Below are 22019 nucleotides of genomic sequence, written 5' to 3'. Positions count from 1 at the left end.
ATTCAACCGGGGCGCGTAATTGTCCGTGAGTGAAATCCGTCCATTGGAGCGTGATGACATTTCCGCCATTGCGGAGATGTTCCAGCGCATATTGCGCAAGGGACACGGCCCCGCGCCGCTTGGCGCGCGCGAATATCTCGAGACACTCTTTCTCGACCCGCCCTACCGCGACGACGACATCCAATCACTTGTGCATCTTCGCGAAGACGGCACGGTCAATGGTTTCATGGGTGTGCTTCCCATGCCCTTCGTCTATCAGGGCAAAACCCTGAGGAGCGCCATCGGCGGCAGCTTCATGGTGGATGGTCACGAACAGGATCCCTATGCCGGCGCGCGCCTTCTACGCGCCTTCCAGTCCGGCCCGCAGGATCTCTCACTGACCGAAACCGCCAATGATGTTTCCACGACCATGTGGCGCAAGCTGCGCGGCACGATCCTGCCGGATTACAGTCTCGAATGGCTGCGCATCCTGCGCCCGGCCGGCTTCATCGCCGCCATGGCCGCGTCCGCCTTCGCGCCTGCCGCCATCGCAAAACCGCTCGCACGGCCCTTCGACGCCCTGCTGCGGCGCCGGGGCGCACCGCCCCAATGGACCCATGTGTCGGATGCGGAATTTGCGGGCAAGACACTTGCCACCGAGGACGCCGATGCGGCTGAAACGGTGTCGCTGTTCCAGCAATTCGTCTCTGCCTTCACCCTGCATCCCCAATGGACGAAGAGCGCGCTTCAACGCATGGTGCATGAATCGCAACGCAAGGCGCATTACGGCGCGATGGTGCGCCGCAAGGTGCTCTCGCGCGGCGGCAAGCCGGTCGGCCTGTTCCTCTATTACGGCGATGCGGGCGGCATCGGACGCGTGATCCAGATCCTGTCTCTGCCCGGTCAGGAAGGCGCGGTCATCGACGCGATGCTGGCGGACGCGACCGAACGCGGGCTGGTGGCTCTGCGCGGGCGCGGACAGCCGACCCTGATCAACGCCATGCTCGGTCGCCGCTTCGCATTCATCCATGCGTCCTCCAGCATTGTTCATGCGAAAGACAAGACGCTGCTCGAACCGTTCATCAAGGGGCAGGCTTTTTTCAACGGCTTTGCGGGAGAATCTTGGACGCGGCTTCTTGGGGACCGTTTCGATTAAAGCAATTCCAGGAAAAGTGGGCACCGGTTTTCCGTCCGGAATTGCGGAAAAGCAAAAAACTGGAGCGCTTTCGCGATTCAACGAAAAGCTGCGAAAGCGGAACCGGGCCAAATGGCCCGCAGGGGTGGTTTGTAAATGTGCGGAATAGCGGGTTATTGCGGAGCGGGTCTTCACCCGCAGGAAGCTGAAAGGCTTCTTGCGGCCATGTCCGCCACAATCGCCCATCGCGGTCCGGACGAAGCCGGCATCCATGTGACAGAAGATATGGGCCTTGCCCATCGCCGCCTTTCCATTGTCGATCTGGCGGACGGCCAGCAGCCCATGACGAGCGCTGACGGGCAGCTCCACATCACCTATAATGGCGAGATCTTCAATCACGTCGAACTGCGCCGGGACCTTGAAAGCCGCGGTCATCGCTTTCGCACATCGAGCGACACCGAAGTCATTCTGCACCTCTACGAGGCGTTCGGGCCGGATTGCGTTGAGCAACTCAATGGCGACTTCGCCTTCGCGATCCATGATGCGCGCCGCAAGCGCCTTTTCCTAGCCCGCGACCGCATGGGCGTGCGCCCGCTATACTACACATGGCGTCAGGGCCGGTTCCATTTCGCGTCCGAGATCAAGGCGCTCCTGACCGTTCCCGGCATGGAGGCGCGGCTCGACCCCTTCGCGCTCGACCAGATTTTTACGCTCTGGGCTCCCATTCCACCGCGCACAGCGTTTGAAGGCGTCAGCGAACTGCCGCCAGCGCACTGGATGATCGTCGAGAATGGCGCGGCCCGCACGCAACGCTACTGGGATCTGAATTTCTCCGATGTCCGGCACGACCGTACCGGGGCAGAGCTGGCGGAGGAGACCCGTGCGCTTCTGGAAGAGGCAACGCGCATTCGTCTGCGCGCCGATGTGGAGGTGGGAACCTACCTGTCGGGCGGGCTCGATTCCTCCATCATCGCCGCACTCGCCAAGCGCATGGCGCCCGCCGGCCTGACCAGTTTCGCCGTCACCTTTTCCGATCCTGCCTTCGACGAAAGCGCATTCCAGAACGAGATGGTGCGTGCGCTCGGCACGGAGCATCACACTGTCGATTGCGACATGGACGAGATCGCCACCGTGTTTCCGCAGGTCATCCGCCACACGGAGCAGCCGATCCTGCGCACCGGTCCCGCACCACTCTACCGGCTGTCCGGTCTGGTGCGCTCGAAAGGCATCAAGGCGGTCCTTTCCGGCGAAGGAGCAGACGAGGTCTTTGCCGGTTACGACATTTTCAAGGAGGCGCGCATCCGGCGCTTCTGCGCGCGCCAGCCGGGCTCGCAATTGCGGCCGCACCTGTTCCGCCGCATCTATCCCTATCTCTCCAATCTGAAGCGCCAGACACCGGATTATCTCGCCGCCTTTTTCGGCGTTGCCAGCGACGATCTAAACGATCCGCTGTTCTCGCATCGTCCCCGCATGCGCAGCACCGCAGGCGCGAAGCTCTTCTTCTCCGATGCACTCAAGGCGACGCTCGGCGACTATGATGCGGCAGACGAACTCGCCGCCACACTGCCCGACGCCTTCAGCGAATGGCACCCGCTGCATCAGGCACAGTATCTGGAAACCCGCTTTCTCCTGCCCGGCTACATTCTCTCCAGCCAGGGCGACCGCATGGCGATGGCGCACGGGATCGAAACACGCTTTCCCTTCCTCGACCACCGGCTGGTCATGCATGCCGCGCAGATACCGGCAAGCATCAAGCTCAGAGGGCTCAGGGAGAAGCATCTTCTGCGCGAGGCAATGCGCGATGTCGTGCCGCCACAGATCGCCGACCGGCCCAAACAGCCCTATCGCGCGCCAGAGGCCAGCGCCTTCACCGATCACACGCAGGCCTATGTGGAAGAAGCATTCGAGAAATCGGCGCTGGAAGAAAACGGAAACTTCCACGTTGAAAAAACAGCCAGATTGTATAAAAAAAGCCGGCTAAATAGTTTCACCGGTTTTCGAGACAACGCAGCATTCGTCGGCATTCTGTCGACACAGCTTTGGTCCCAGCAGTTCGCCAGGCCGGTTCGGATAACGGATCAACCTCTGGCGGTTCGTGCCTGACCGTGAAAGGAAGCACCATGCCCCAGTCCATCAATGCCGATATCCGCGCCTTCATTATCGAGAACTTCCTGTTCGGCGATGAAGCAGACGCCCCGGAAGACGATGTATCTCTGATCGAGAACGACATTGTCGATTCCACCGGCATTCTGGAGATGGTCTCGTTTCTCGAGGAGCACTTCGCCATCGATGTCGCCGACCCGGAGATCGTGCCGGAAAACTTCGACACGATTGCCCGCTTAAGCGCCTTTGTCGCGGGCAAGAAGAAGGCCAGGGAGACCGCGCCAGCCGGCGCATAGGAGCGACGCAATGCGCGTTGAGACCTTACTGAAAGACCGTGCAGGGCTTGCCCCCTCCGCCACCGCGCTTGTCACGGGGCCGGACCGGTTAAGCTACGCCGATTTCGACCGTTTGGCCGACCGTCTGGCCGGGGCCTTATGCGCCCACGGGGTCGAGCCCGGCGACCGGGTTGCGCTTTGCATGGACAATTGCCGGGAGATGGCCATCGCCATATTTGCCGGTCTCAGGGCCGGCGCGACGGTCGTTCCGGTCAACCCCGGCGTCAGGGCCGAGGGCCTCGCCCAGATCTTAATGGACTGCACGCCAAAAGCCCTCATTCATGAGGCCAGGCATGGCGGCCTGTGCCATGAGGCGATTGCTGCGGCGGGCCACACGCCCCTTTCCATCGTCGCCCGGACGGACATCGTCACCCGGAAGGACAGGGCCACGCTCAGCGACGCCATCGCCTTCGACGCCTGCCTCGATTTAGAGGCGCCCTTACCCGCCCGGCAGGAAAACGACCGGGATCTCGCCTTTCTGATCTACACCTCCGGCTCATCCGGCAGGCCGAAGGGCGTGATGATGAGCCACCGCAATGTCGATGCGGCAGCGGCGATGATCGCCGATTATCTGGAAAACGACGACAGGGACGTGGTGCTTTCCGCACTGCCGCTGTCCTTCACCTACGGGCTGTATCAGCTTCTCGTAGCCGCGCGCAGCGGCGCAACGCTCGTTCTGGAAAAGAGCTTCGCCTTCCCCCACGCGGTTCTCGAAAAGGCGCATGCCGAAGGCGTTACCGGGTTTCCCCTCGTGCCAACCATGGCGGCCATGCTCGCCACGCTCGAAGGGCTCACGCCCGACCGGCTACCGCCGCTGCGCTACATCACCAATGCCGCAGCCCACCTGCCGCCCGCCCACATTCAGGCGCTGCGCGCCCTTTTCCCGGCAGCGCGCATCTACTCCATGTACGGTCTCACCGAATGCGCGCGGGCAAGCTTCCTTGCACCGGAAGAGCTCGACCGTCATCCCACCTCCGTCGGCAAGGCCCTGCCGGGCACCGAGGCCCTTGTCGTCGATGAAGACGGCAACGAAGCCGAGGCGGACGTCACGGGCGAACTCGTCATCCGCGGACCGCATGTCATGCAGGGCTACTGGAACAATCCGGAAGCAACCGCGCTTGCGCTGCGCAATGCGCCCGATGGCAGCGGTCGAAGGCTCCACACGGGCGACCTCTTCAAACGCGATGCGGAAGGCTTCCTCCATTTCGTCGGCCGCCGGGACGAGGTGGTGAAGATCCGCGGCGAAAAGGTTTCGCCCAGACAGGTGGACGCCGTTCTGGCCGCCTGTCCCGGCGTGCGCGAGGCGCTTTCCTTCACCACGCCCGATCCCGTCTTCGGCCACCGGCTCGACGCGCTGATCGTCGCCGACGATCCCGGTCTCACCGGACGCATGCTCGCCCGGCACTGCAAACACCGCTTACCGGACACGATGGTCCCGAAGTCATTCATTTTCCAGGCGGAACTGCCGAAAACGGCAAACGGAAAACCCAGCCGCCGCCTCGCCGCCATGGAGGCCCTGAAAGCATCATGAACGACATGAACATCAGCTTTTCCATCGACGATCTGAAGATCGATCCCGCCGCTGAAGCCCAGCGCATCGTCACGGCGCTGCGCAGCCAGCTGCGCAGCAGGCTGCGCAAGCGGGGATTAGTGCTCGGCCTGTCCGGCGGCATCGATTCCAGCGTCTGCGCGGCCCTTGCCGCCCGTGCGCTCGGGCCAGACCGCGTCTTCTGCCTGTTCATGCCGGAATATGATTCCGACCCGGAGAGCCTGCGGCTCGGCCAGGAAGTCGCAACGACGTTCGGTCTCTCCAGCGTGATCGAGGATATCGGCCCGTCGCTTGCCGCCATGGGCTGCTATGAGCGCCGCGACGCCTTCATTCGCCAGGTCGTGCCGGACTATGGCGCAGGCTGGTCGATGAAGATCGCCATCGCCAATGCGCTCACCACCAAGGCCTACAACATCTCCTATCTGGTGGTGCGGCGGCCCGACGGCACGGTCGAGAAGCACCGGCTCCCGCCAGAAGTCTATCTCGGCATCGTCGCCGCCACCAACATGAAGCAGCGCACCCGCAAACAGCTCGAATATTACCATGCCGACCGGCTGAACTATGCGGTCATCGGCACGCCCAACCGGCTGGAATATGATCAGGGTTTCTTCGTGAAGAACGGTGACGGCGCAGCCGATGTGAAGCCCATCGCTCACCTCTACAAGTCGCAGGTCTACCAGCTCGCGAAATATCTCGGCGTGCCCGCCGAAATCCGCCGCCGCATGCCCACGACAGACACCTATTCGCTCGCCCAGTCACAGGAGGAGTTCTATTTCGCGCTCCCCTATCGCGAGATGGATCTGTGCCTCTACGGGCTCGACCACGCCATTCCGGCCAAGAAGGTCGCCTGCGCCACCGGTCTCAGCGAGCGGCAGGTGGGGCTTGTGTGGCGCGACATTGCTGCAAAACGCAAGGTCGCCCACTATCTGCACCTGCCGCCGCAGTTGGTCGAGGAGATCGACGCCCCCTGATCAGCCAGTTTTTTTGGCCGCGAGCAGCGAAGAGCCGGGGAAACGCAGAAGCATGCCGAAGAGATCGCGCGGTTCATCGGGGTCGGCCAGAAGGTCGAGTTCGATGAAGTGATCGGTCTCGCGCACGCGGTCATAAACATAGCGCAGCGCCGAGAAATCCTCCGTCGCGAAACCGACGGAATCGAACAGCGTGATCTGGCGCGGCTCGCGACGCCCCTTCACCTTTCCGGCAATCACCTGCCACAGCTCTTCCACCGGGTGATCCTCCGCAAGCTGCTGGATCTCGCCCTCGATGCGGGTCTGCGGCGGATACTCCACGAAAATGTCGGAGCGGGTGAGAATGTCGCGATGCAGCTCGGTCTTGCCGGGACAGTCGCCGCCCACCGCGTTGATGTGCACGCCGGAGCCAACCATGTTGTCGGTCAGGATCGTCGCATATTGCTTGTCGGCGGTCGCGGTGGTGATGATGTCCGCGCCTTCCACCGCTTCTTCCGGCGTCTTGCAGGCGGTCAGCTCGAAACCCAGCCCTGAGAGATTGCGCAGGCACTTTTCCGTCGCGCCGCCATCAACGTCATAGAGCCGCAGCCGGTCGACGCCGAGTGCCGCCTTGAAGGCCATCGCCTGAAACTCGGACTGCGCGCCATTGCCGATAAGCGCCATGGTGCGCGAGCCCTCAGGCGCAAGATACTTCGCCGCCAGAGCAGATGTCGCCGCCGTGCGCAGCGCCGTCAGGATCGTCATTTCGGTGATCAAAAGCGGATAGCCATTGCCCACATCGGCATAGACGCCGAATGCCGTCACCGTCTGCCGTCCCTCGCGGGTGTTCTTGGGATGACCGTTCACATATTTGAAGCCGTAATGCTTGCCATCGCTCGTCGGCATCAGCTCGATCACGCCTTCGCGGCTGTGCGCGGCCACACGCGGCGTCTTGTCGAAATCCTCCCAGCGGAGAAAATCTTCCTCAATGTAATTCGTCAGTTCCGCCAGAAAGCGCTCCACGCCGATTTCCAGCACCAGCTCCATCATGTGATGCACACTGACGAAGGGAACGAGGTTCAGCTTGTCGATCGAAGGGGTATAGGTCATCGTCAATGGCTCCTGGTAGGCCGATCCATGATGCGCCGGCCAAGCAGACTGGCTGTGAGGTCGACAAGCAGGGTCGCCGTGCGACCGCGCTCATCGAGGAAAGGGTTGAGTTCCACGAGGTCGAGGCTGGTGACGAGACCGCTGTCGTGCAGCATCTCCATCGCCAGATGGGCCTCGCGGAAGGTTGCGCCACCGGGCACGGTGGTGCCCACCGCCGGCGCAATGGCGGGATCGAGAAAGTCCACGTCGAGGCTCACATGCAGGCGTCCGCCCTCGGCGGCCACCCGCTCCAGAAAAGCGCGCAGCAGCGGCGCAATCCCATGCTCATCGATGGCGCGCATGTCATGAACGGTTACGCCCGCCCCGCGCAGCGCGGTGTGCTCCGCCGGGTCCACGCTGCGCAGCCCAAGGGTGCAGATGCGGGTGGGTTCGATGGGTGTGTGAAGGCGCGGAAAGAAGCCGTCAAAACCCGCCTGCCCGCTGGCATAGGCGAGCGGCACGCCATGCAGATTGCCGCTGGCGGTGGTGTCGAGCGTGTGAAAGTCCGGATGCGCATCGAGCCAGAGAACGAAAAGCGGCCTGTCGGCCTCCGCCGCCCGGCGCGCCATCCCGGCAAGGGTGCCAGCCGCCATGCTGTGGTCGCCGCCAAGAAAGATCGGCATGCCGTCTTCGCCTGCGGCGTAAGAGGCCTCGCTGATCGCATCCGTCCAGGCGACGATCTCCGGCAGCGCCTTCAGCGCAGGATTTCCATGCGGCTTCACATCCTGCGGTTTTGGAACAACGGTTCCGAGATCGGAAACCTGATGGCCAAGCTCGCCAAGCGCCGCCACGAGACCGGCCGTGCGCAAGGCGCTCGGTCCCATTTCGCAACCCATGCGCCCGGCGCCATCCTGCACCGGAATACCCAAGATCTTGCAATGCATAGCGCCACCGACCCATCGAACAGTTCCCATTATTCGACCCCGGATCGTCGGCAGAATGAACAAACCAAATTGCCAAAAATTTCATAAGCATTTATCATTTTGCTAATTATGGATTTCATTTTGCACAATCATGGATGAACTCGACGAACGCCTGATCACCCTTCTGCGCCATGATGCGCGCCGCAGCATCTCGGATCTGGCGATGGATCTGGGCGTGTCGCGCGCCACGGTGCGCGCCCGTATGGAGCGGCTGGAAAAGGCCGGTCACATTGTCGGATACACGGTCATCCTGCGGGCCGACACGGTGGAAGCGCCCGTGCGCGGCATCACCATGGTGGAGATCGAAGGGCGCTCTGCCGACCGGGTGATCCACGCGCTTGAGGGTTTTCCGGAAGTTTCCGCCGTTCACACCACCAATGGCCGCTGGGACATCGTGGTGGAGCTCGGCGCATCCACACTGACCGATCTCGACGCGGTGCTGCGCCGCATTCGCCTCATTCCCGGCATCATGAACAGCGAAACAAGCCTGCTTCTGGCCACGCCCCACAGCACCCGCGCGCGGCTGTGATCGAGCACCGGCCTGCACCTGTCCGCACCGGGCTTATTCGGGCGTTAACCCGGCAAAGCTAACCTGCACTTCCCTGCCCCTTTCCAGAACCGACGAGCAAGCGACGATGCATTCAAGACCCTCAGAAACGATCCGCTGGGGCATCGTCGGCGCCGGCGTCATGGCCGAGCAGTTCGCCAGCGATCTGGCACTGACGGAAAAAGCCGCACTCACCGCCGTTTCCTCCCGCACGCCTGAAAAGGCCGCAGCCTTTGCCGCGCGGCATGGCAATGTCACGGCGCATGCCGCTTGTCAGGCACTTCTTGGCGACCCTTCAGTGGACGCGGTCTACATCGCCACCCCCAATGACACGCATTTCGAAATCGCCCGCGCCGCCATCGAGAGCGGCAAGGCGGTTCTGGTCGAGAAGCCGCTGGTGACCACCAGCCGGGATGCCGCCCGGTTGGCGACACTTGCCTCGGAGCGCGGTGTCTTTCTGATGGAGGCAATGTGGACGCGCTTCCTGCCGGCCATCGCCAAAACCAGGGCGCTGATCGGGGAAGGCGCAATTGGCGAGGTCACGCGCCTGCGCGGCAGCCTCGCCTTCCACCACCCCTACGATGCCGAAAGCCGCTTTTATTCCAGAGCCCATGGCGGCGGGGCCATGCTCGATCTCGGCATTTACGGCATCTCGCTCGCCCGCTTCCTGATGGGCGAGCCGCTGGAAGTTGATGGCGAATGGCGACAGGCCCCAAGCGGCGTCGACAAATCCGCATCGGTGACGCTTCTGTTCGACCGGGATGTCGAAGCGCACCTCTCCTGCTCCTTCGAGCATGAGGGCGACAACTGCTTCATCATCGAGGGCAGCGACGGGGCGCTGGTTTTGCAGCCCCCCTTCATTGCCGCAAACGCCGTCCTGCATTGCCGCAACCGGCTTGCAGCCCGCCTTGCCGCCTTTCCCGGTCAGTCGGCCCTGTCCCGCGCCATTCGCAAATTCGCGCGAGGCGCGCCATTGCCGGGCATCCACCGGCACGCTTTTCCCCGCGCGGGATACGGGCTTCAGTATGAAATCGCGGCGGTCGGCGACGCTCTCCGCGCCGGCCATACACATGACCGGCGCAGCGCCCCGCTCGACACGGCGCGCACTCTGGAAATCATCGAAACGGTTCTTGCCGAGCAGAACCGGAAGGGTTGAGGACCGCTCAGTCCTTCTGCGCCTCCGGCTTGAACGCAAAATGCGTTTTCGGCGTGTAATCATGCTCGCCGGCGCTCAGCGCCAGAACGAGCTCGGTCAGGTGCAGGGCCACCTTTCCTGAATAGAAGGGCATGCTGCCACCAGAGAGCGCCTTCGCCTGCTCTGCAACGCCCCGGACAAAATCGATCCGCGAGGGATAGGCAGGCAGGGCCTTGCCACCCTTCGGCGCGGTGCTCGCAACGCGCCGGCCGGGCGTGATGCGCAAAGGCAGGGTGCGCCCGATGCGGTTTTCGATCCCGTCGAGAACCTTCTGCAAAAGGCTGCGCTCACGCCCCGGCGCTGAAAGATGGATTGCGGAATTGTCGTCCCACAGGTCGCGCAGGATCATGCTTCCACGGTCGCCAAGCACGGTGAGCGAGCGGTCGCGCGGTGCTGCCAGCCCACAGGTGATCCGTGCCTTGACCCCGCTCTCGAAGGTCATGATGCCCACGGAGAAATCCGGGGCCAGCGCCTCGCCTTCAAGCTCCGGCCCCTTTTCGGCAAAGCAGAGGGCGGATGACGCCGACATATGCACAACGGGGCCGAACAGACCGACCAGCCAGCTCATGGCATAGCCGGCATGCTCCAGCGTGCACCCGACCTTGAACTCCTCGGCGCCCGGCCAGCGCGCGCCAGAGCGGCTGCGCCAGCTTCGCCAGTCGGCGCGAAACACGGGACCGTCTTCCATCTCGGCATAGACCAGCCGGGGCGCGCCGATGTCACCGCGCGCCAGGATCTGCGAGAATGTCCGGTAGGCCGAGCTCAATCCGTTGGCGGGCGCAGTGCAGAGAATGAGGCCGCGCTTTTCGGCCAGCGCTGCAAGCTCCATGGCCTCATCCAGCGACATCGCCAGCGGCTTCTCGCAATACACATGCTTTCCCGCTTCAAGGCAGGCGCGGTTGATCTCATAATGGCTTTCCGTGCTCGTCAGATTGACGACAATCGCAACATCAGGATCGCTCAGAAGTGCGGGCTGATCCTCATAGGCGCGCACACCATGAAAGGCGCAAAAGCGCTCCAGCCGCTCAGCCTTGCGGTCCCACACACCGGCAAGTTCAAGCCCGGGGTGGTTGGCCAGCGTGGTCATATAGTAATCGGCAACAAAACCGGTGCCGATGAATGCGATTTTTGTCATGGGAGCGCCTCAATTTGAGACGGCTTACAATTACCCGCCTAAGTTTTCCAGAGGACGCCAGTCTAGTTCTTCAGCTCCTCGACCATGCGCAGCACATCATCTTCTGCCCGATGTCCGCCGAATTCTTCAACAATTCCAAAGGCTCCGCCATAGCCCCAGATAGACCAGGAAAAGCCACGCTCCTCGGCCTGCGCGATCATGTCACGCATATAGGCCGCTCTCCATTCGGCGGGCATTACATCCGGGTTCTGATATTCCTGACGGATCATCCCGAACTCACCGAGAATGATGTTCGCAGGATCGACGCCATACTTCGCCGCCCAGTCGGCAACGATGTTGAAGGGGGCCGCCATTTCGGCTTCCAGTTCCTCCTTCGTGTCGACACCGGCGATCAGCTCGTCCAGATAGGCCAGCATGCCGGCGCGGCGCAGGAATGGCGCGTCGTTGCGAATGCGTTCGCGCGCCTTCTCAATGGCTTCGGCCAGTGCTTCCGGGTGCGCATGCGGAGGATAGGGAACGCGCGTCACATAGCGGATGAAATCGCCGGCCCACAGCGCCCCCTGCGAGGTCAGGACAAACGGCGCATAGGAGTGAAAGCCCCAGAGAATGTTGTCGTCGGGAATGGTGTTCGGGTTGAGCGCGGCAAGCCCTTCCGCCGTTCCCCAGCATGCGCCGGACAGTATCAGCGTCGTGCGTGGAGCCGACGAGCGCGCAGCGGCAAAGAGCCTGCCCAGTTGCTCGTCCCAGGCAGCGCCTTCCGCGCCCTCGCAGCCCGTCACCGGCTCGTTCAGAAGCTCGAACGCGACCATGGCCGGATCTTCTGCGGCGAGTGTCCGCCCCATCTCGCGCACCAGGTCCAGATAGCGCTCGAACAGGGCCTCGTCGCGCAGAATTTCCTCAACGCCGGCAAAGCGGTCCGCGCCGCGCGGAATGGGATGCAGATCGACGATGACCTTGAGGCCCGCCGCATTGATTGCGCGCGCGCCTTCGAGAACGGAAGCAAACAGCCTGTCGCGGAAGCCAGCCGATTTCGACGACAGGAACGGGATCGGATCGACCGGCATGCGCACGAAGTCGAAACCCGTCTCCTTCAGAAGCGCCAGATCTTCGGCGTCGATCTTGCGACGCCATTCGGGATAAGGCAGGAGCACGTCGTCCCGCGTCCACTCCGCTTCATCGGGCCATGTGTCCCAGATGTCGAGGTTGACGCCACGGGCAGGCGCAAACGTCGCCGCCTCAAGCGGTCCCGCGAAACAGGCCAGAAGGCCGGCAGCCGCAAGAAAGCCCCTGAACCGCATTGTTCTGCCCACCATGGCGGCGCTCCCCTCTCCGATCCTTCCGAGCGCGCATCAGCGCCCACGGCATACCAGTGGGTATCAGCCCCGGATTAACGAAATATAGCGATTTGCTTGCATACGGTGCACGCGCCGGTTGCGACCGGCAAAAGGCATTTGCGCAAGGGAAAGATGATGACGGTGACTGACCGATGGCGGCCTGAAACGGCGGCCGGGGGATTTACGCGCGATGACGAAGACATCGCTTTCTACACGCGCATCAACGCCCTTGTCCGCCCGGACATGGTGCTGGTCGACCTCGGTGCGGGACGCGGTTCGCGCTTCGATGAAGGCACCTCTCCCTTCCGCAAAGATTTCTGCAATTTCCAGGGCAAGGTGAAGCACGTGATCGGCCTCGACGTCGATCCGGTGGTCATGGAACACCCGCATCTGGACGAGGCGCATGTGATCGAGCCGGGCGGCAGGCTGCCGCTGGCGGATTCGAGTGTCGACATCATCGTGTGCGAATGGGTGATCGAGCATGTCGAGCATCCGCAGGAATTCGCCGACGAGATCCACCGGGTTTTAAAGCCCGGCGGCTGGTTCTGCGCCCTGACGCCAAACAGCTATGGCTATGTGGGCATCTCGAACCGCATCATCCCCGACAGCGTGAAAGACCGGCTGATGCGCCTTGTCTGGCCGGAGCGGCCGCATGAGGACGTGTTCCCCACCTTCTACCGCATGAACACGATGGGCAGTGTCCGTCGCGCCTTCGGCGAGGAGAAGTGGACGCATCACGGCTACACGGCCAATGGCACGCCGCGCTACCACGGCAACACCGCGATCGGCTTTGCTGCGGTCGCCTTCTTTCAGGCCATCATGCCGCCGCCGATGCGCACCAATCTTCTGGTGTTTTCGCAAAAGCGTCCAGACGCCGCATCAGCGCGCGCAGAGACTGCAAAGGCAGCCTGAAATTCCGGAAATTTCGCCCCAAATTTCGTCATTCCGGGCAAAATTTCCGAAAAAATCACCGAATGAAAGAATTCGGGCGGCCAGTGGGCCGCCCGTCAAAATCAGTGGATCGCCTGCGCCCGGAAGTCACCCGGCTGGCCGCCATTGGCGGCATCCTGTTCGGCCTGACTGGCAAGCCCGGCGGCAACCACCGAAACACGGAACGTGCCTTCCAGCTTGTCGTCAAAGATCGCGCCGACGATGATTTCGGCGTCGTCGCCGACCTCTTCGCGGATGCGGGTCGCGGCTTCGTCGACCTCGAACAGCGTCATGTCGCGGCCGCCGGAGATCGAGACCAGAACGCCGCGGGCGCCCTTCATGTTGGCCTCGTCCAGAAGCGGGTTGGCGATGGCGGCTTCGGCAGCCTTCATCGCGCGTGCGTCGCCCGTTGCCTCGCCCGTGCCCATCATCGCGCGGCCCATGTCACGCATGACGGAGCGGACGTCGGCGAAGTCGAGGTTGATCAGGCCTTCCTTGACGATCAGATCCGTGATGCAGCGCACGCCCGAATAGAGAACCTTGTCGGCCAGCTCGAACGCCTCGGCAAACGTGGTCTTGGCGTCGGCAATGCGGAACAGGTTCTGGTTGGGAATGACGATGACCGTATCGGCGGCCTGACGCAGAAGTTCGATACCCTGCTCGGCAATGGCCATGCGGCGATTGCCCTCGAAGGTGAACGGCTTCGTGACGACAGCCACGGTCAGGATGCCGGCATTGCGCGCGGCAGCGGCGATGACCGGCGCTGCACCCGTGCCGGTGCCGCCGCCCATGCCGGCGGTGACGAAGCACATATGGGTGCCCGACAGATGATCCATGATCTCGTCGATGGTTTCTTCGGCAGCGGCCTGACCGATCTCCGGCAGCGAGCCCGCGCCGAGACCCTCGGTCGAATTCGCGCCCAGCTGGATCAGCCGTTCGGCCTTGGACATGGTCAGCGCCTGCGCATCGGTGTTGGCGCCGATGAAGTCCACGCCCTGCAGATTGTGCGCGATCATGTTGTTGACGGCATTGCCGCCACCGCCGCCGACACCGATGATGGTGATCTTGGGGCGCATTTCAGAAATTTCGGGCTTCTTCTCGTCCGTCATTGGGCCTTGGTCCTTCCTGGGGGCAAGCGGCGACAGCGAATCGCTCCGCCCGCGCGTCCGCCTGAAGGAATCAGAGTGCGCCGGCTTGTTCAAGTGTGCGCTACGCCCTGAACACCCGGAGTTTACAGCTCTGATTCAAATGTGATGACGGCCTGTAACGCTTTCAATGGCGGCTCACGCATTATCCGCCTCGACACCCTCACGCAGCGTCCTCAAGACATCCGGGTCCGCCGACTGGACGCGGCTCCAGTTGGGGATGAAGGGCGTCTCCATGGGATGTTCGAGAAAGGTATGGCCCGCCTCGACGATGTTCGCGGCAAAAAGCTCCACAGCCTTTTCCTCCCTGTGACGGTCCACATGGAGCCCGTTCATCACCGCGTCGTTGTAGTAGCGCTCGATCAGGTCGAGCGCGAGGCGGTAATAGGTGGCTTTCAGGGTGCGGAAATGCTCCTGGCTGAAGACGACGCCATCGGTGGCGAGCTTGCGGAAGATCGCCTTGGAAATGTCGATGGACATGCGCGAGAGACCGCGTGCGGCATCCTGTGCCGAAAGCGGCTGATGCTTGTGGTCGTAACGGTCGCATATATCCACCTGACAGACCGCATGGCGGCCGAGATTGCGCCATGCCTCGGACAGGACACCGATCTCCAGCCCCCAGTCGGAGGGGATGCGGATATCCGGCAGAATGGAGGTGCGCATGGCGAATTCACCGGCCAGCGGGTAGCGGAACGCCTGCAGGTATTCGACATAGTCGCTGTGCCCGAAGGTGCGCTGAAGGGCGAGCAGCAGCGGCGCAATGAGGAGCCGGCTCACGCGGCCATTGAGCTTTCCGTCCGCAACGCGCGGATAATAGCCCTTGCAGAACTGATAGGGGAAGGTCGGATTGGCCAGCGGATAGACCAGCCGCATCAGCATTTCGCGCGTGTAGGTGATGATGTCGCAATCATGCAGGGCCACCACATCGCTGTCCTGGCAGGCGAGCGTATAGCCCATGCAGTACCAGACATTGCGCCCCTTTCCAGGCTCCTCGGGCGCAAGCCCCAATGAGGACAGACGCTTCTGGACCGCCTTCAGACGCGGCCCGTCATTCCAGAGGATCGAATGGCGCTGCGGCAGCCGGGCGAAATATTCCTGCGCGAAATGGAACTGCTCTTCACTGGCGCGGTCGAGGCCGATGACGATGTGATTGATGTAATCAACCTCACAGAGTTCATCGACGATCCGCCCCAGCGCCGGCGCTTCAAGCTCGGAGAAGAGCGACGGCAGGATGAGTGTGATCCTTCGCCGTTCGGCGAAAAGCCTGAGCTGGCGTTCCATCTCTTCCGGCGTGGTCGTGCCGAGATTGTGCAGCGTGGCCACGCTGCCGCTCTGCTGGAAATCCGACATGGCGCTCCTCCCTATACCGGTGCGTTCAACAGTGCGAGGATTTCCTCGTTCCAGCCTTCAGGTCCGGGAAGCCTTGCCCATCGTATCACCCCACCCTCTACCGGTGCGAACGGGGCGAGACCGGCATGGGCCGGATTGGGTATGACAATCCCGATATCGACGCTCTGCAGCATGGCGACATCATTGGGCGCATCGCCCAGCGCTACGCTGACCAGAGCTTCGTCTTCCGTGCGGTAGCGGGCAACAAGTTCGTCCACCCGCGCGCCCTTCGTTCCGCCGAAGGAGAGCGTGGCAAAGCGCCCGCCCTTTTGAACGGTGACGCCGTTCTCCTTCAACGCGGCACAGAAATCTGCGTAGCCCTCTTCCGTGCCGTTCCAGAGACCGGGTTCCGAAAAAGCGCGCTGTTTCGCGCGCGCGGCAGCCTCCATACTCAGGCCGGTGCGGGCCGCAACCTCTTCTGCGCTCCAGTCGGAAAAGCCGGTGAAATGCCGGCGCAATTCTGATGGAAGCGCATCCAGCGTGCGCATGAGGCGTTGATGTCCGGACGCCACGGGTTCGTCACCAGCCTCGTGCTCCGGCGGCAGAATGCCAGCACCGTTTTCCACGATTGCAGGACAGTCGGAAAAGCCGGCCGCCTGCCGGATCGGCGCGACCTCGGCTGCGGTCTTGCTGGATGCAAGGATGAGGCGGTGCCCTTCGGCCCGCAACCGCGCAAGCGCCGGGCGGGCTGCATCGAAATCATAGGTCTCGTGGTCGAGCAGCGTTCCGTCCAGATCGCTGAAGACGATGAAGGACCGCCGGGCGCTCATGAGACCTGCCGCCGGTTGGAGATCCAGCGCGTCTGGTAGGGGGCAAAGGCGATATCGCCGGCAAGCTGCGCCACCGGATCGCCGGTCAGGAGATCGTGCCAGTCATCACCCTCGATCAGGTTCAACGCCATGGACGGCACGCTGCGCTCCTCATTGGTGAGATTGGAAATGGCAAAAATACTCTGCGAGCGGTCGAGGCTCTGCCGCCAGAAGCCGAAGAAGGCGTCGCCGAGCTGGAGGGTGAACTGGGTGGCGTTGGGATGGAAGGCCGGCTGCGCGGAGCGCACACGCACCATGGCCCTGAGGCGCGAAAGGACACGCGCCGGTAAGGTCTGCGGATCGTCCAACTGCTCCCGTAACGCGGCATAGTCGAGTCGTCTGCGGTTGATCGCACGGTTGTAACCAAGCTTCTCGACCCCGTCATAATCGTTGCGGGTGGCGAGCAGCGCATGAATGTAGAAGGCTGGAACGCCCTCAAGCCCCATAACAATCGCCTGGCTGCATAAGAAGCGCTCGAGCTGGTGATCGTCGACGCCCTGATGTGTGCCGGCAAACGCGTCGAACAGCGCCACGTTCAATTCGTAGGGGCGCTCGCCATCCGGCCTTGCGTAATAGGATACGCGACCGCCAAAGCCCTGCACCGTTTCGATGACCCGTGCGATCTCGTCTTGCGGGATCAGCCCCTCTGCCGGGCGCAGGCCGATGCCGTCATGCGAGGCGGAGAAATTGAAATAGGTGCAGCCGAGCTGGGCCGGTGGCATGGCCATCTGCCAGGCGTTCAGATATTTCGACGTGCCGCCCAGAAGCGCATGCAAAAGAAGCGGCGGCAGCGCGAAATTGTAGATCATGTGCGCTTCGTTGCGATTGCCGAAATAGCTGAGATTCTCGACATTCGGGACGTTGGTCTCGGTGATGAGAACGATCGGCTCTTCGCGGTAATCGCACAGGAGACGGATCAGCCGGATGATCTCGTGCGTCTGGCGCAGATGGATGCAGGGCGTGCCGACCTCCTTCCAGAGAAAGGCCACCGCATCGAGGCGGATGGTGCGCACGCCATGCTCGATATGCCCGCGCATGATGTCGAGAAACTCCAGCAGGACACGCGGATTGGCAAAGTCGAAATCCACCTGATCGTGACTGAACGTGCACCAGACATAACGGCTGCCGCTTTCGGTCCTGAATTCACGCAGCAGCGGATGCGTGCGCGGCCGCACCACAGCGCTCAGGTCGTCGTCGGGGCTTGCTTCCTTGAAAAAGCCGTTCCACGGCTCGTGGCCCTGAAGAAAATCGGAAAACATGCGGGCCTGGCTCGAACAGTGGTTCATCACCAGATCGGACATGAGGCGGAAATGCCCGGCGATGCGGGCGATGTCCGCCCAGTCGCCCAGCTGGCTGTTCACCTGACGATAATCCGTGACGGCAAATCCATCGTCGGAGGTGAAAGGGAAGAAGGGCAGGATGTGAATGCCGGTGAAGACGCCCGCCAGATAACGGTCGGAGAAATCGTGGAGCAGATCGAGCGGCTTGTGCTCGCCATCGACGAGCGTGTTGCCATAGGTGATGACGTAGTTGTCCTTCTCGCTCCACAGTGCGTTTGCGGGAAGACGGCCGCGCCTGCGCGGCGCACTGGCCGCGCCGAAGAAAGCCCTTTCGGCGCTGGCTGCCAGTTCGACGGGATCGTGATCCGGATAGATGGAGGCGAGAAGCTGGCGCAGACCGTTTCGCAGTCTGGCGGGCGCGGCCGCCCGGGGCTGGCGCGCTGCTTCTCTCACAGTCATGGGCTGAACCGGCCATGTTGCATTGCAGCATGATGACGCGGGACGGCGACGATGACAAGAGGCCGCACGGGAAGCGACTGCAATTGCGGATGCGTCACCGGCTGAAGCCGTTTATAGAATGGCCTCATGCGCATTCTCGATATCAAGACATTCGTAGCGCTCGCCCGCAACCGGCATTTCGGCCGCACGGCGGAAGAGCTGAACACGACACAGCCGGCGATTTCGAGCCGGCTTGCGGCCATTGAGGCCGAACTGGAAAGCCGGCTGATCAACCGCGGCGATGGCAGCTTTGCGCTGACCGCCGATGGCGAGCGCGTGCTCCAGAGTTTTGAGGCGATCCTTGGCGATATCGACCAGTTGCGGGGCACGCTTCAAGGCGACGCCGTGCCGGCGCTGGAGCCGCTGCGGATCGGGGCAATCGATTCCGTGTCATCCACCTGGATGCCGCATCTGATCGACTCGCTGCACCGGAGCTTTCCGAACCTGAAGATCGAACTGACGGTCGACGGCACGAAACATCTCGTTCAGGGCATGACCAAGGGCGAGTTTGACGTGATCTTCTCGCTGCACCCGGTGCTGGATGACGGTTTCCGAAGCTTCACTTCCTGCGTGCTGCAGATGGTGTGGGCGGGTTCGCCCAAGCTGATCGACCCGAACAGGACCTATAGCGTGGCGGAGCTGGCGAGCCTGCCGATCATCAGCTTTCCGAAGAATTCGCCGCCCTACCAGATGATCGCACCCTATTTTCACGACGAGCAGGCACTGGCCTCCAAGCTGACCACCTGCAACTCGCTCTATGCGATCATCAACCTGATCATTGACGGGTTCGGCGTGGGCGCGATCCCCGCCGTGACCATCAGGCGCGAGTTGAGCATGGGGCTCCTGCATCAGGTGCAGGTGTCGAAGCGCTTTCCTCCCATGCACATCGTGGCCAGCTATCAGGCCTCGACCCATCAGGACTTCATCCGCAAGGTCATCAGCCAGGCGCGCATCAGCGCCGCGCGGTTCTGCGCCAGTGTGGAACCGGACATGGCCTGGATCGACTGATCCCGGCAGGAAACAAAAAAGCCCGGCATCGCTGCCGGGCTTTTTCATATCCGTGCCGTTGCGGCTCAGGCCACCATGATGTGGCGGGCCTGCGTGTATTCCAGCAGTGACTGCATGGAGAGATCCGAGCCATAGCCGGAGTTCTTCATGCCGCCATGCGGCATCTCGGTGGCGAAGACGCCATGGGTGTTGACCCAGGTGACGCCGTATTCGAGATCGTTGGCAAGACGCAGCGCGGCGCCGGTGTCACGCGACCAGACCGACGAGGCAAGGCCGTATTCCGAAGCGTTCGCCCAGCTCAGCGCCGTGTCCGGTTCATCAAACTCGGTGAGCGTGACGACGGGGCCGAACACCTCTTTCTGCACGATCTCGGCGCCGATGGGCGCACGCACAAGCGTCGGCTCGTGGAAGAAGCCTGCGCCGTCCGGCTTGTTGCCGCCAGCGACGATGTCCGCACCCGATGCGCGGGCGCGCTCGACGAAGCCGGCAACGCGCTCCTGCTGGGCGGCGCTGATCAACGGGCCGAACTCCACATCCTCACGCTCCGGCGCGCCGTAAACGAGGCTGCCGATCATGGCGGACAGCTTGTCCGTCAGTTCATCGGCAATCGCCTTGTCAGCGAAGACGCGGCAGGCTGCGGTGCAGTCCTGACCGGCATTGTAGAAGCTGGCCTCGCGCATCGTGTCGACAACGCTGTCGAGATCGGCGTCCTTCATCACAATGACCGGGGCCTTGCCGCCTAGCTCGAGATGGGTGCGCTTGATCTGCTCGCCGGCAGCCGCCTTGAGGATGGCGCGACCGGTGCGCACATCGCCGGTCAGCGAGATCATGCGCACGAGCGGATGGGTGATGAGCGGCTGGCCGACATCCGGGCCGTTGCCGCAGATGACATTGACGACGCCGGCGGGCAGAACCTCGTTGAGGATCGCGGCCAGACGCAGAAGGCTGAGCGGCGTGTTTTCCGATGGCTTGATGACCACGGTGTTGCCCGCGCCGATGGCCGGGGCAAGCTTCCATGCGGCCATGAGCAGCGGATAGTTCCACGGCGCGATGGACGCGATGACGCCAAGCGGATCACGGCGCAGCATGCTTGTCATGGTGTGGGCGCGATAGCCGTCTGCGGCGACGCCCGGCATGTTGCGCACAGCGGTCGCGTAGAAGCGGAACACGTCGGCCACATTGGCGAGTTCACCGGCCTCGACGAAGCGGCGCGGCTTGCCGGCGTTCAGCGATTCAACCTCGGCGAGACGGGCTGCGTTTTCCTCGATCTTGTCGGCGACGGCCCACAGCATGCGGCTGCGTTCCTTCGGCGTCGTGCGGCGCCAGCGCTGGAACGCGCGGTAGGCGGACTGCACGGCGGTGTCGATCTGGCCTGCGCTGGCCGAGGCGACACGGGCGAGCTCGGTCCCGCGTGCGGGATCGAATGCGGTTTCCTCCGCGCCCTCACCGGCGACGAACTCACCATCGATGAAAAGACGTGTTTCAAGGCTGCTCATGCGTGTCTCCATTCGCTCAAGGGCGATCGGTTTTCAAAACTGTATGTGAATGCGTCCGGCAGAACGCGGCCGAAGCCGCTATTCCCCTTCGGACAGAACGCGCAGGCGCGCCGGATCGATCGCGAGGCCAACCGTCTCGCCGCGCTCGAAATCGAGATCGTGCGGGGCCAGAACGCGGATTTCTTCCTTGCCGATCTGGATCACGTAGCGATTGCGCGCGCCAAGATAGACGCGGGTGCGCACCTTGCCCTCGATGACGCCCTCGCCCTTCGGCTTGATGGCCACATCTTCCTGACGCAGTGCGACGACGGCCGGACCTCGGCGCGTTTCGTCCTTGCCGACCGGCAGGTTCTGCCCGTCGGCAAGTGTTGCCACCGGCCCGCCAGCTTCTTCGGTAATGTTGGCCGACACGAGGTTGGCCGCACCAAGGAAGCTCGAAGCGTAGCCGGTGGCGGGTTGGGCGTAGATCTCGCGGGGAGCCCCCTCCTGCTCGATCTTGCCCTTGTTCAGAAGAATGATGCGGTCCGAGAGGCTGAGCGCCTCTTCCTGATCGTGCGTGACGAACAGGGTGGTGAGGCCGAGACGCTTGTGGATCTCGATGAGCTCGACCTGCATGTCTTCGCGAAGCCGCGCGTCGAGATTGGACAGCGGCTCGTCGAGAAGCAGGATCTGCGGACGCGAAACGATGGCGCGGGCGAGCGCCACGCGCTGCTGCTGGCCACCGGAGAGCTGGTTGGGCCGGCGGTCGGCCAGATGGCCGAGCTGCACGGTCTCCAGCGCATCACGCACCTTGTCGCGCTGCTCGTCAAGCGTGCCGATGCGGCGCATGCGCAGCGGGAAGCGGACATTCTCGGCAACGCTCAGATGCGGCAGAAGCGCGTAGGACTGGAACATCATCGCGATGTCGCGCTTCTCGGGCGGCAGGTCGGTGACGTCGCGCCCGCCGATCTCGACAGTGCCGGAAGTGACGCTTTCGAGACCCGCAACGATGCGCAGAAGCGTGGTCTTGCCGCAGCCGGAGGAGCCCAGAAGGCTGACGAACTCGCCGGATGCGATATCGATGGAGATGCCGTGAAGAACCTCGACGGGGCCGAAGGATTTCTTGATGGCGTTGAGACGGACTTCAGCCATGG

General features: G+C 62.9%; 19 protein-coding genes. 9 read left to right on the top strand and 10 right to left on the bottom strand.

Annotated elements, in window-relative coordinates; all coding sequences use genetic code 11:
- Positions 1 to 25 precede the first annotated feature (25 nt).
- From NDI72_RS04450 to nadE, 5 genes are all read left to right on the top strand, one after another.
- A complete protein-coding gene (locus NDI72_RS04450) occupies positions 26 to 1135 on the top strand; it encodes a hypothetical protein (protein WP_283799785.1) in 1110 nt (369 codons plus the stop codon).
- 135 nt (positions 1136 to 1270) lie between these two features.
- Positions 1271 to 3217: an asparagine synthase (glutamine-hydrolyzing) gene (gene asnB / locus NDI72_RS04445; protein WP_283799784.1), complete on the top strand. Its 1947-nt coding sequence runs from the start codon at positions 1271 to 1273 to the stop codon at positions 3215 to 3217.
- A 17-nt stretch (positions 3218 to 3234) separates the two neighbouring features.
- Positions 3235 to 3513, top strand: coding sequence for an acyl carrier protein (locus tag NDI72_RS04440; RefSeq protein ID WP_113153047.1), 279 nt, complete (start codon positions 3235 to 3237; stop codon positions 3511 to 3513).
- A 10-nt stretch (positions 3514 to 3523) separates the two neighbouring features.
- A complete protein-coding gene (locus NDI72_RS04435; RefSeq protein ID WP_283799779.1) occupies positions 3524 to 5083 on the top strand; it encodes a class I adenylate-forming enzyme family protein in 1560 nt (519 codons plus the stop codon).
- Complete coding sequence (gene nadE / locus NDI72_RS04430; protein WP_206547882.1) at positions 5080 to 6072, top strand: NAD(+) synthase; 993 nt, start codon at positions 5080 to 5082, stop codon at positions 6070 to 6072. Before NDI72_RS04435 ends, nadE begins: the two co-directional genes overlap by 4 nt.
- On the opposite strand, the gene ocd is transcribed toward nadE, so the two are convergent.
- Together ocd and rocF are read right to left on the bottom strand one after the other, a co-directional pair.
- Positions 6073 to 7158 (bottom strand): ornithine cyclodeaminase, encoded by a 1086-nt coding sequence (ocd, locus tag NDI72_RS04425; RefSeq protein ID WP_283799777.1) that lies wholly within the window; start codon positions 7156 to 7158, stop codon positions 6073 to 6075. It lies immediately after the preceding gene.
- A 2-nt stretch (positions 7159 to 7160) separates the two neighbouring features.
- Positions 7161 to 8081, bottom strand: coding sequence for an arginase (gene rocF, locus NDI72_RS04420; protein WP_283799776.1), 921 nt, complete (start codon positions 8079 to 8081; stop codon positions 7161 to 7163).
- 130 nt (positions 8082 to 8211) lie between these two features.
- On the opposite strand from rocF, the gene NDI72_RS04415 reads away from it, so the two are divergent.
- Entirely contained in the window at positions 8212 to 8649 is a 438-nt protein-coding gene (locus NDI72_RS04415) for an Lrp/AsnC family transcriptional regulator (protein ID WP_113153052.1), read from the top strand.
- A 106-nt stretch (positions 8650 to 8755) separates the two neighbouring features.
- The gene (locus tag NDI72_RS04410) at positions 8756 to 9823 is read left to right on the top strand and encodes a Gfo/Idh/MocA family protein (protein WP_283799774.1); all 1068 of its coding nucleotides are present in this window, start codon (positions 8756 to 8758) and stop codon (positions 9821 to 9823) included.
- Positions 9824 to 9830: 7 nt separating this feature from the next.
- On the opposite strand, the gene NDI72_RS04405 is transcribed toward NDI72_RS04410, so the two are convergent.
- Positions 9831 to 10997 (bottom strand): Gfo/Idh/MocA family protein, encoded by a 1167-nt coding sequence (locus tag NDI72_RS04405; RefSeq protein ID WP_283799771.1) that lies wholly within the window; start codon positions 10995 to 10997, stop codon positions 9831 to 9833.
- Between the two features lie 62 nt (positions 10998 to 11059).
- Positions 11060 to 12310: a glycoside hydrolase family 5 protein gene (locus NDI72_RS04400; protein ID WP_283799769.1), complete on the bottom strand. Its 1251-nt coding sequence runs from the start codon at positions 12308 to 12310 to the stop codon at positions 11060 to 11062.
- A 156-nt stretch (positions 12311 to 12466) separates the two neighbouring features.
- Between NDI72_RS04400 and NDI72_RS04395 the strand changes: the two genes are divergently transcribed.
- Positions 12467 to 13243 (top strand): class I SAM-dependent methyltransferase, encoded by a 777-nt coding sequence (locus tag NDI72_RS04395; protein ID WP_206544340.1) that lies wholly within the window; start codon positions 12467 to 12469, stop codon positions 13241 to 13243.
- A gap of 101 nt (positions 13244 to 13344) precedes the next feature.
- Here the strand turns inward: NDI72_RS04395 and ftsZ are convergent, their stop codons facing one another.
- From ftsZ to NDI72_RS04375, 4 genes are all read right to left on the bottom strand, one after another.
- On the bottom strand, positions 13345 to 14370 hold the full coding sequence (gene ftsZ / locus NDI72_RS04390; protein WP_206544271.1) for a cell division protein FtsZ: 1026 nt from the start codon (positions 14368 to 14370) through the stop codon (positions 13345 to 13347).
- A gap of 174 nt (positions 14371 to 14544) precedes the next feature.
- Entirely contained in the window at positions 14545 to 15756 is a 1212-nt protein-coding gene (locus tag NDI72_RS04385; protein ID WP_283799767.1) for a glycosyltransferase family protein, read from the bottom strand.
- Positions 15757 to 15767: 11 nt separating this feature from the next.
- Positions 15768 to 16565 carry an HAD-IIB family hydrolase gene (locus NDI72_RS04380; protein WP_283799765.1) on the bottom strand — a complete coding sequence of 266 codons (798 nt, stop codon included), beginning with the start codon at positions 16563 to 16565 and terminating at the stop codon, positions 15768 to 15770.
- Positions 16562 to 18343 (bottom strand): sugar phosphorylase, encoded by a 1782-nt coding sequence (locus NDI72_RS04375; RefSeq protein WP_283799763.1) that lies wholly within the window; start codon positions 18341 to 18343, stop codon positions 16562 to 16564. The genes NDI72_RS04380 and NDI72_RS04375 overlap by 4 nt, the downstream gene beginning before the upstream one ends.
- Positions 18344 to 18469: 126 nt before the next feature.
- On the opposite strand from NDI72_RS04375, the gene NDI72_RS04370 reads away from it, so the two are divergent.
- Positions 18470 to 19390 carry a LysR family transcriptional regulator gene (locus NDI72_RS04370; protein WP_113153060.1) on the top strand — a complete coding sequence of 307 codons (921 nt, stop codon included), beginning with the start codon at positions 18470 to 18472 and terminating at the stop codon, positions 19388 to 19390.
- A 65-nt stretch (positions 19391 to 19455) separates the two neighbouring features.
- Here NDI72_RS04370 and NDI72_RS04365 read toward each other — a convergent pair whose 3' ends face one another.
- Both NDI72_RS04365 and NDI72_RS04360 read right to left on the bottom strand, forming a co-directional pair.
- On the bottom strand, positions 19456 to 20886 hold the full coding sequence (locus NDI72_RS04365; protein ID WP_206547891.1) for an aminobutyraldehyde dehydrogenase: 1431 nt from the start codon (positions 20884 to 20886) through the stop codon (positions 19456 to 19458).
- Positions 20887 to 20964: 78 nt separating this feature from the next.
- Complete coding sequence (locus NDI72_RS04360) at positions 20965 to 22017, bottom strand: ABC transporter ATP-binding protein (protein ID WP_283799761.1); 1053 nt, start codon at positions 22015 to 22017, stop codon at positions 20965 to 20967.
- Positions 22018 to 22019: the final 2 nt, after the last annotated feature.

This window comes from Nitratireductor sp. GZWM139 (genome assembly GCF_030068685.1).
Classification (GTDB): domain Bacteria; phylum Pseudomonadota; class Alphaproteobacteria; order Rhizobiales; family Rhizobiaceae; genus Nitratireductor; species Nitratireductor aquimarinus.
The sequence above is the reverse complement of the archived record's forward strand: the minus strand, read 5'-3'. Positions and strand labels throughout refer to the sequence as shown.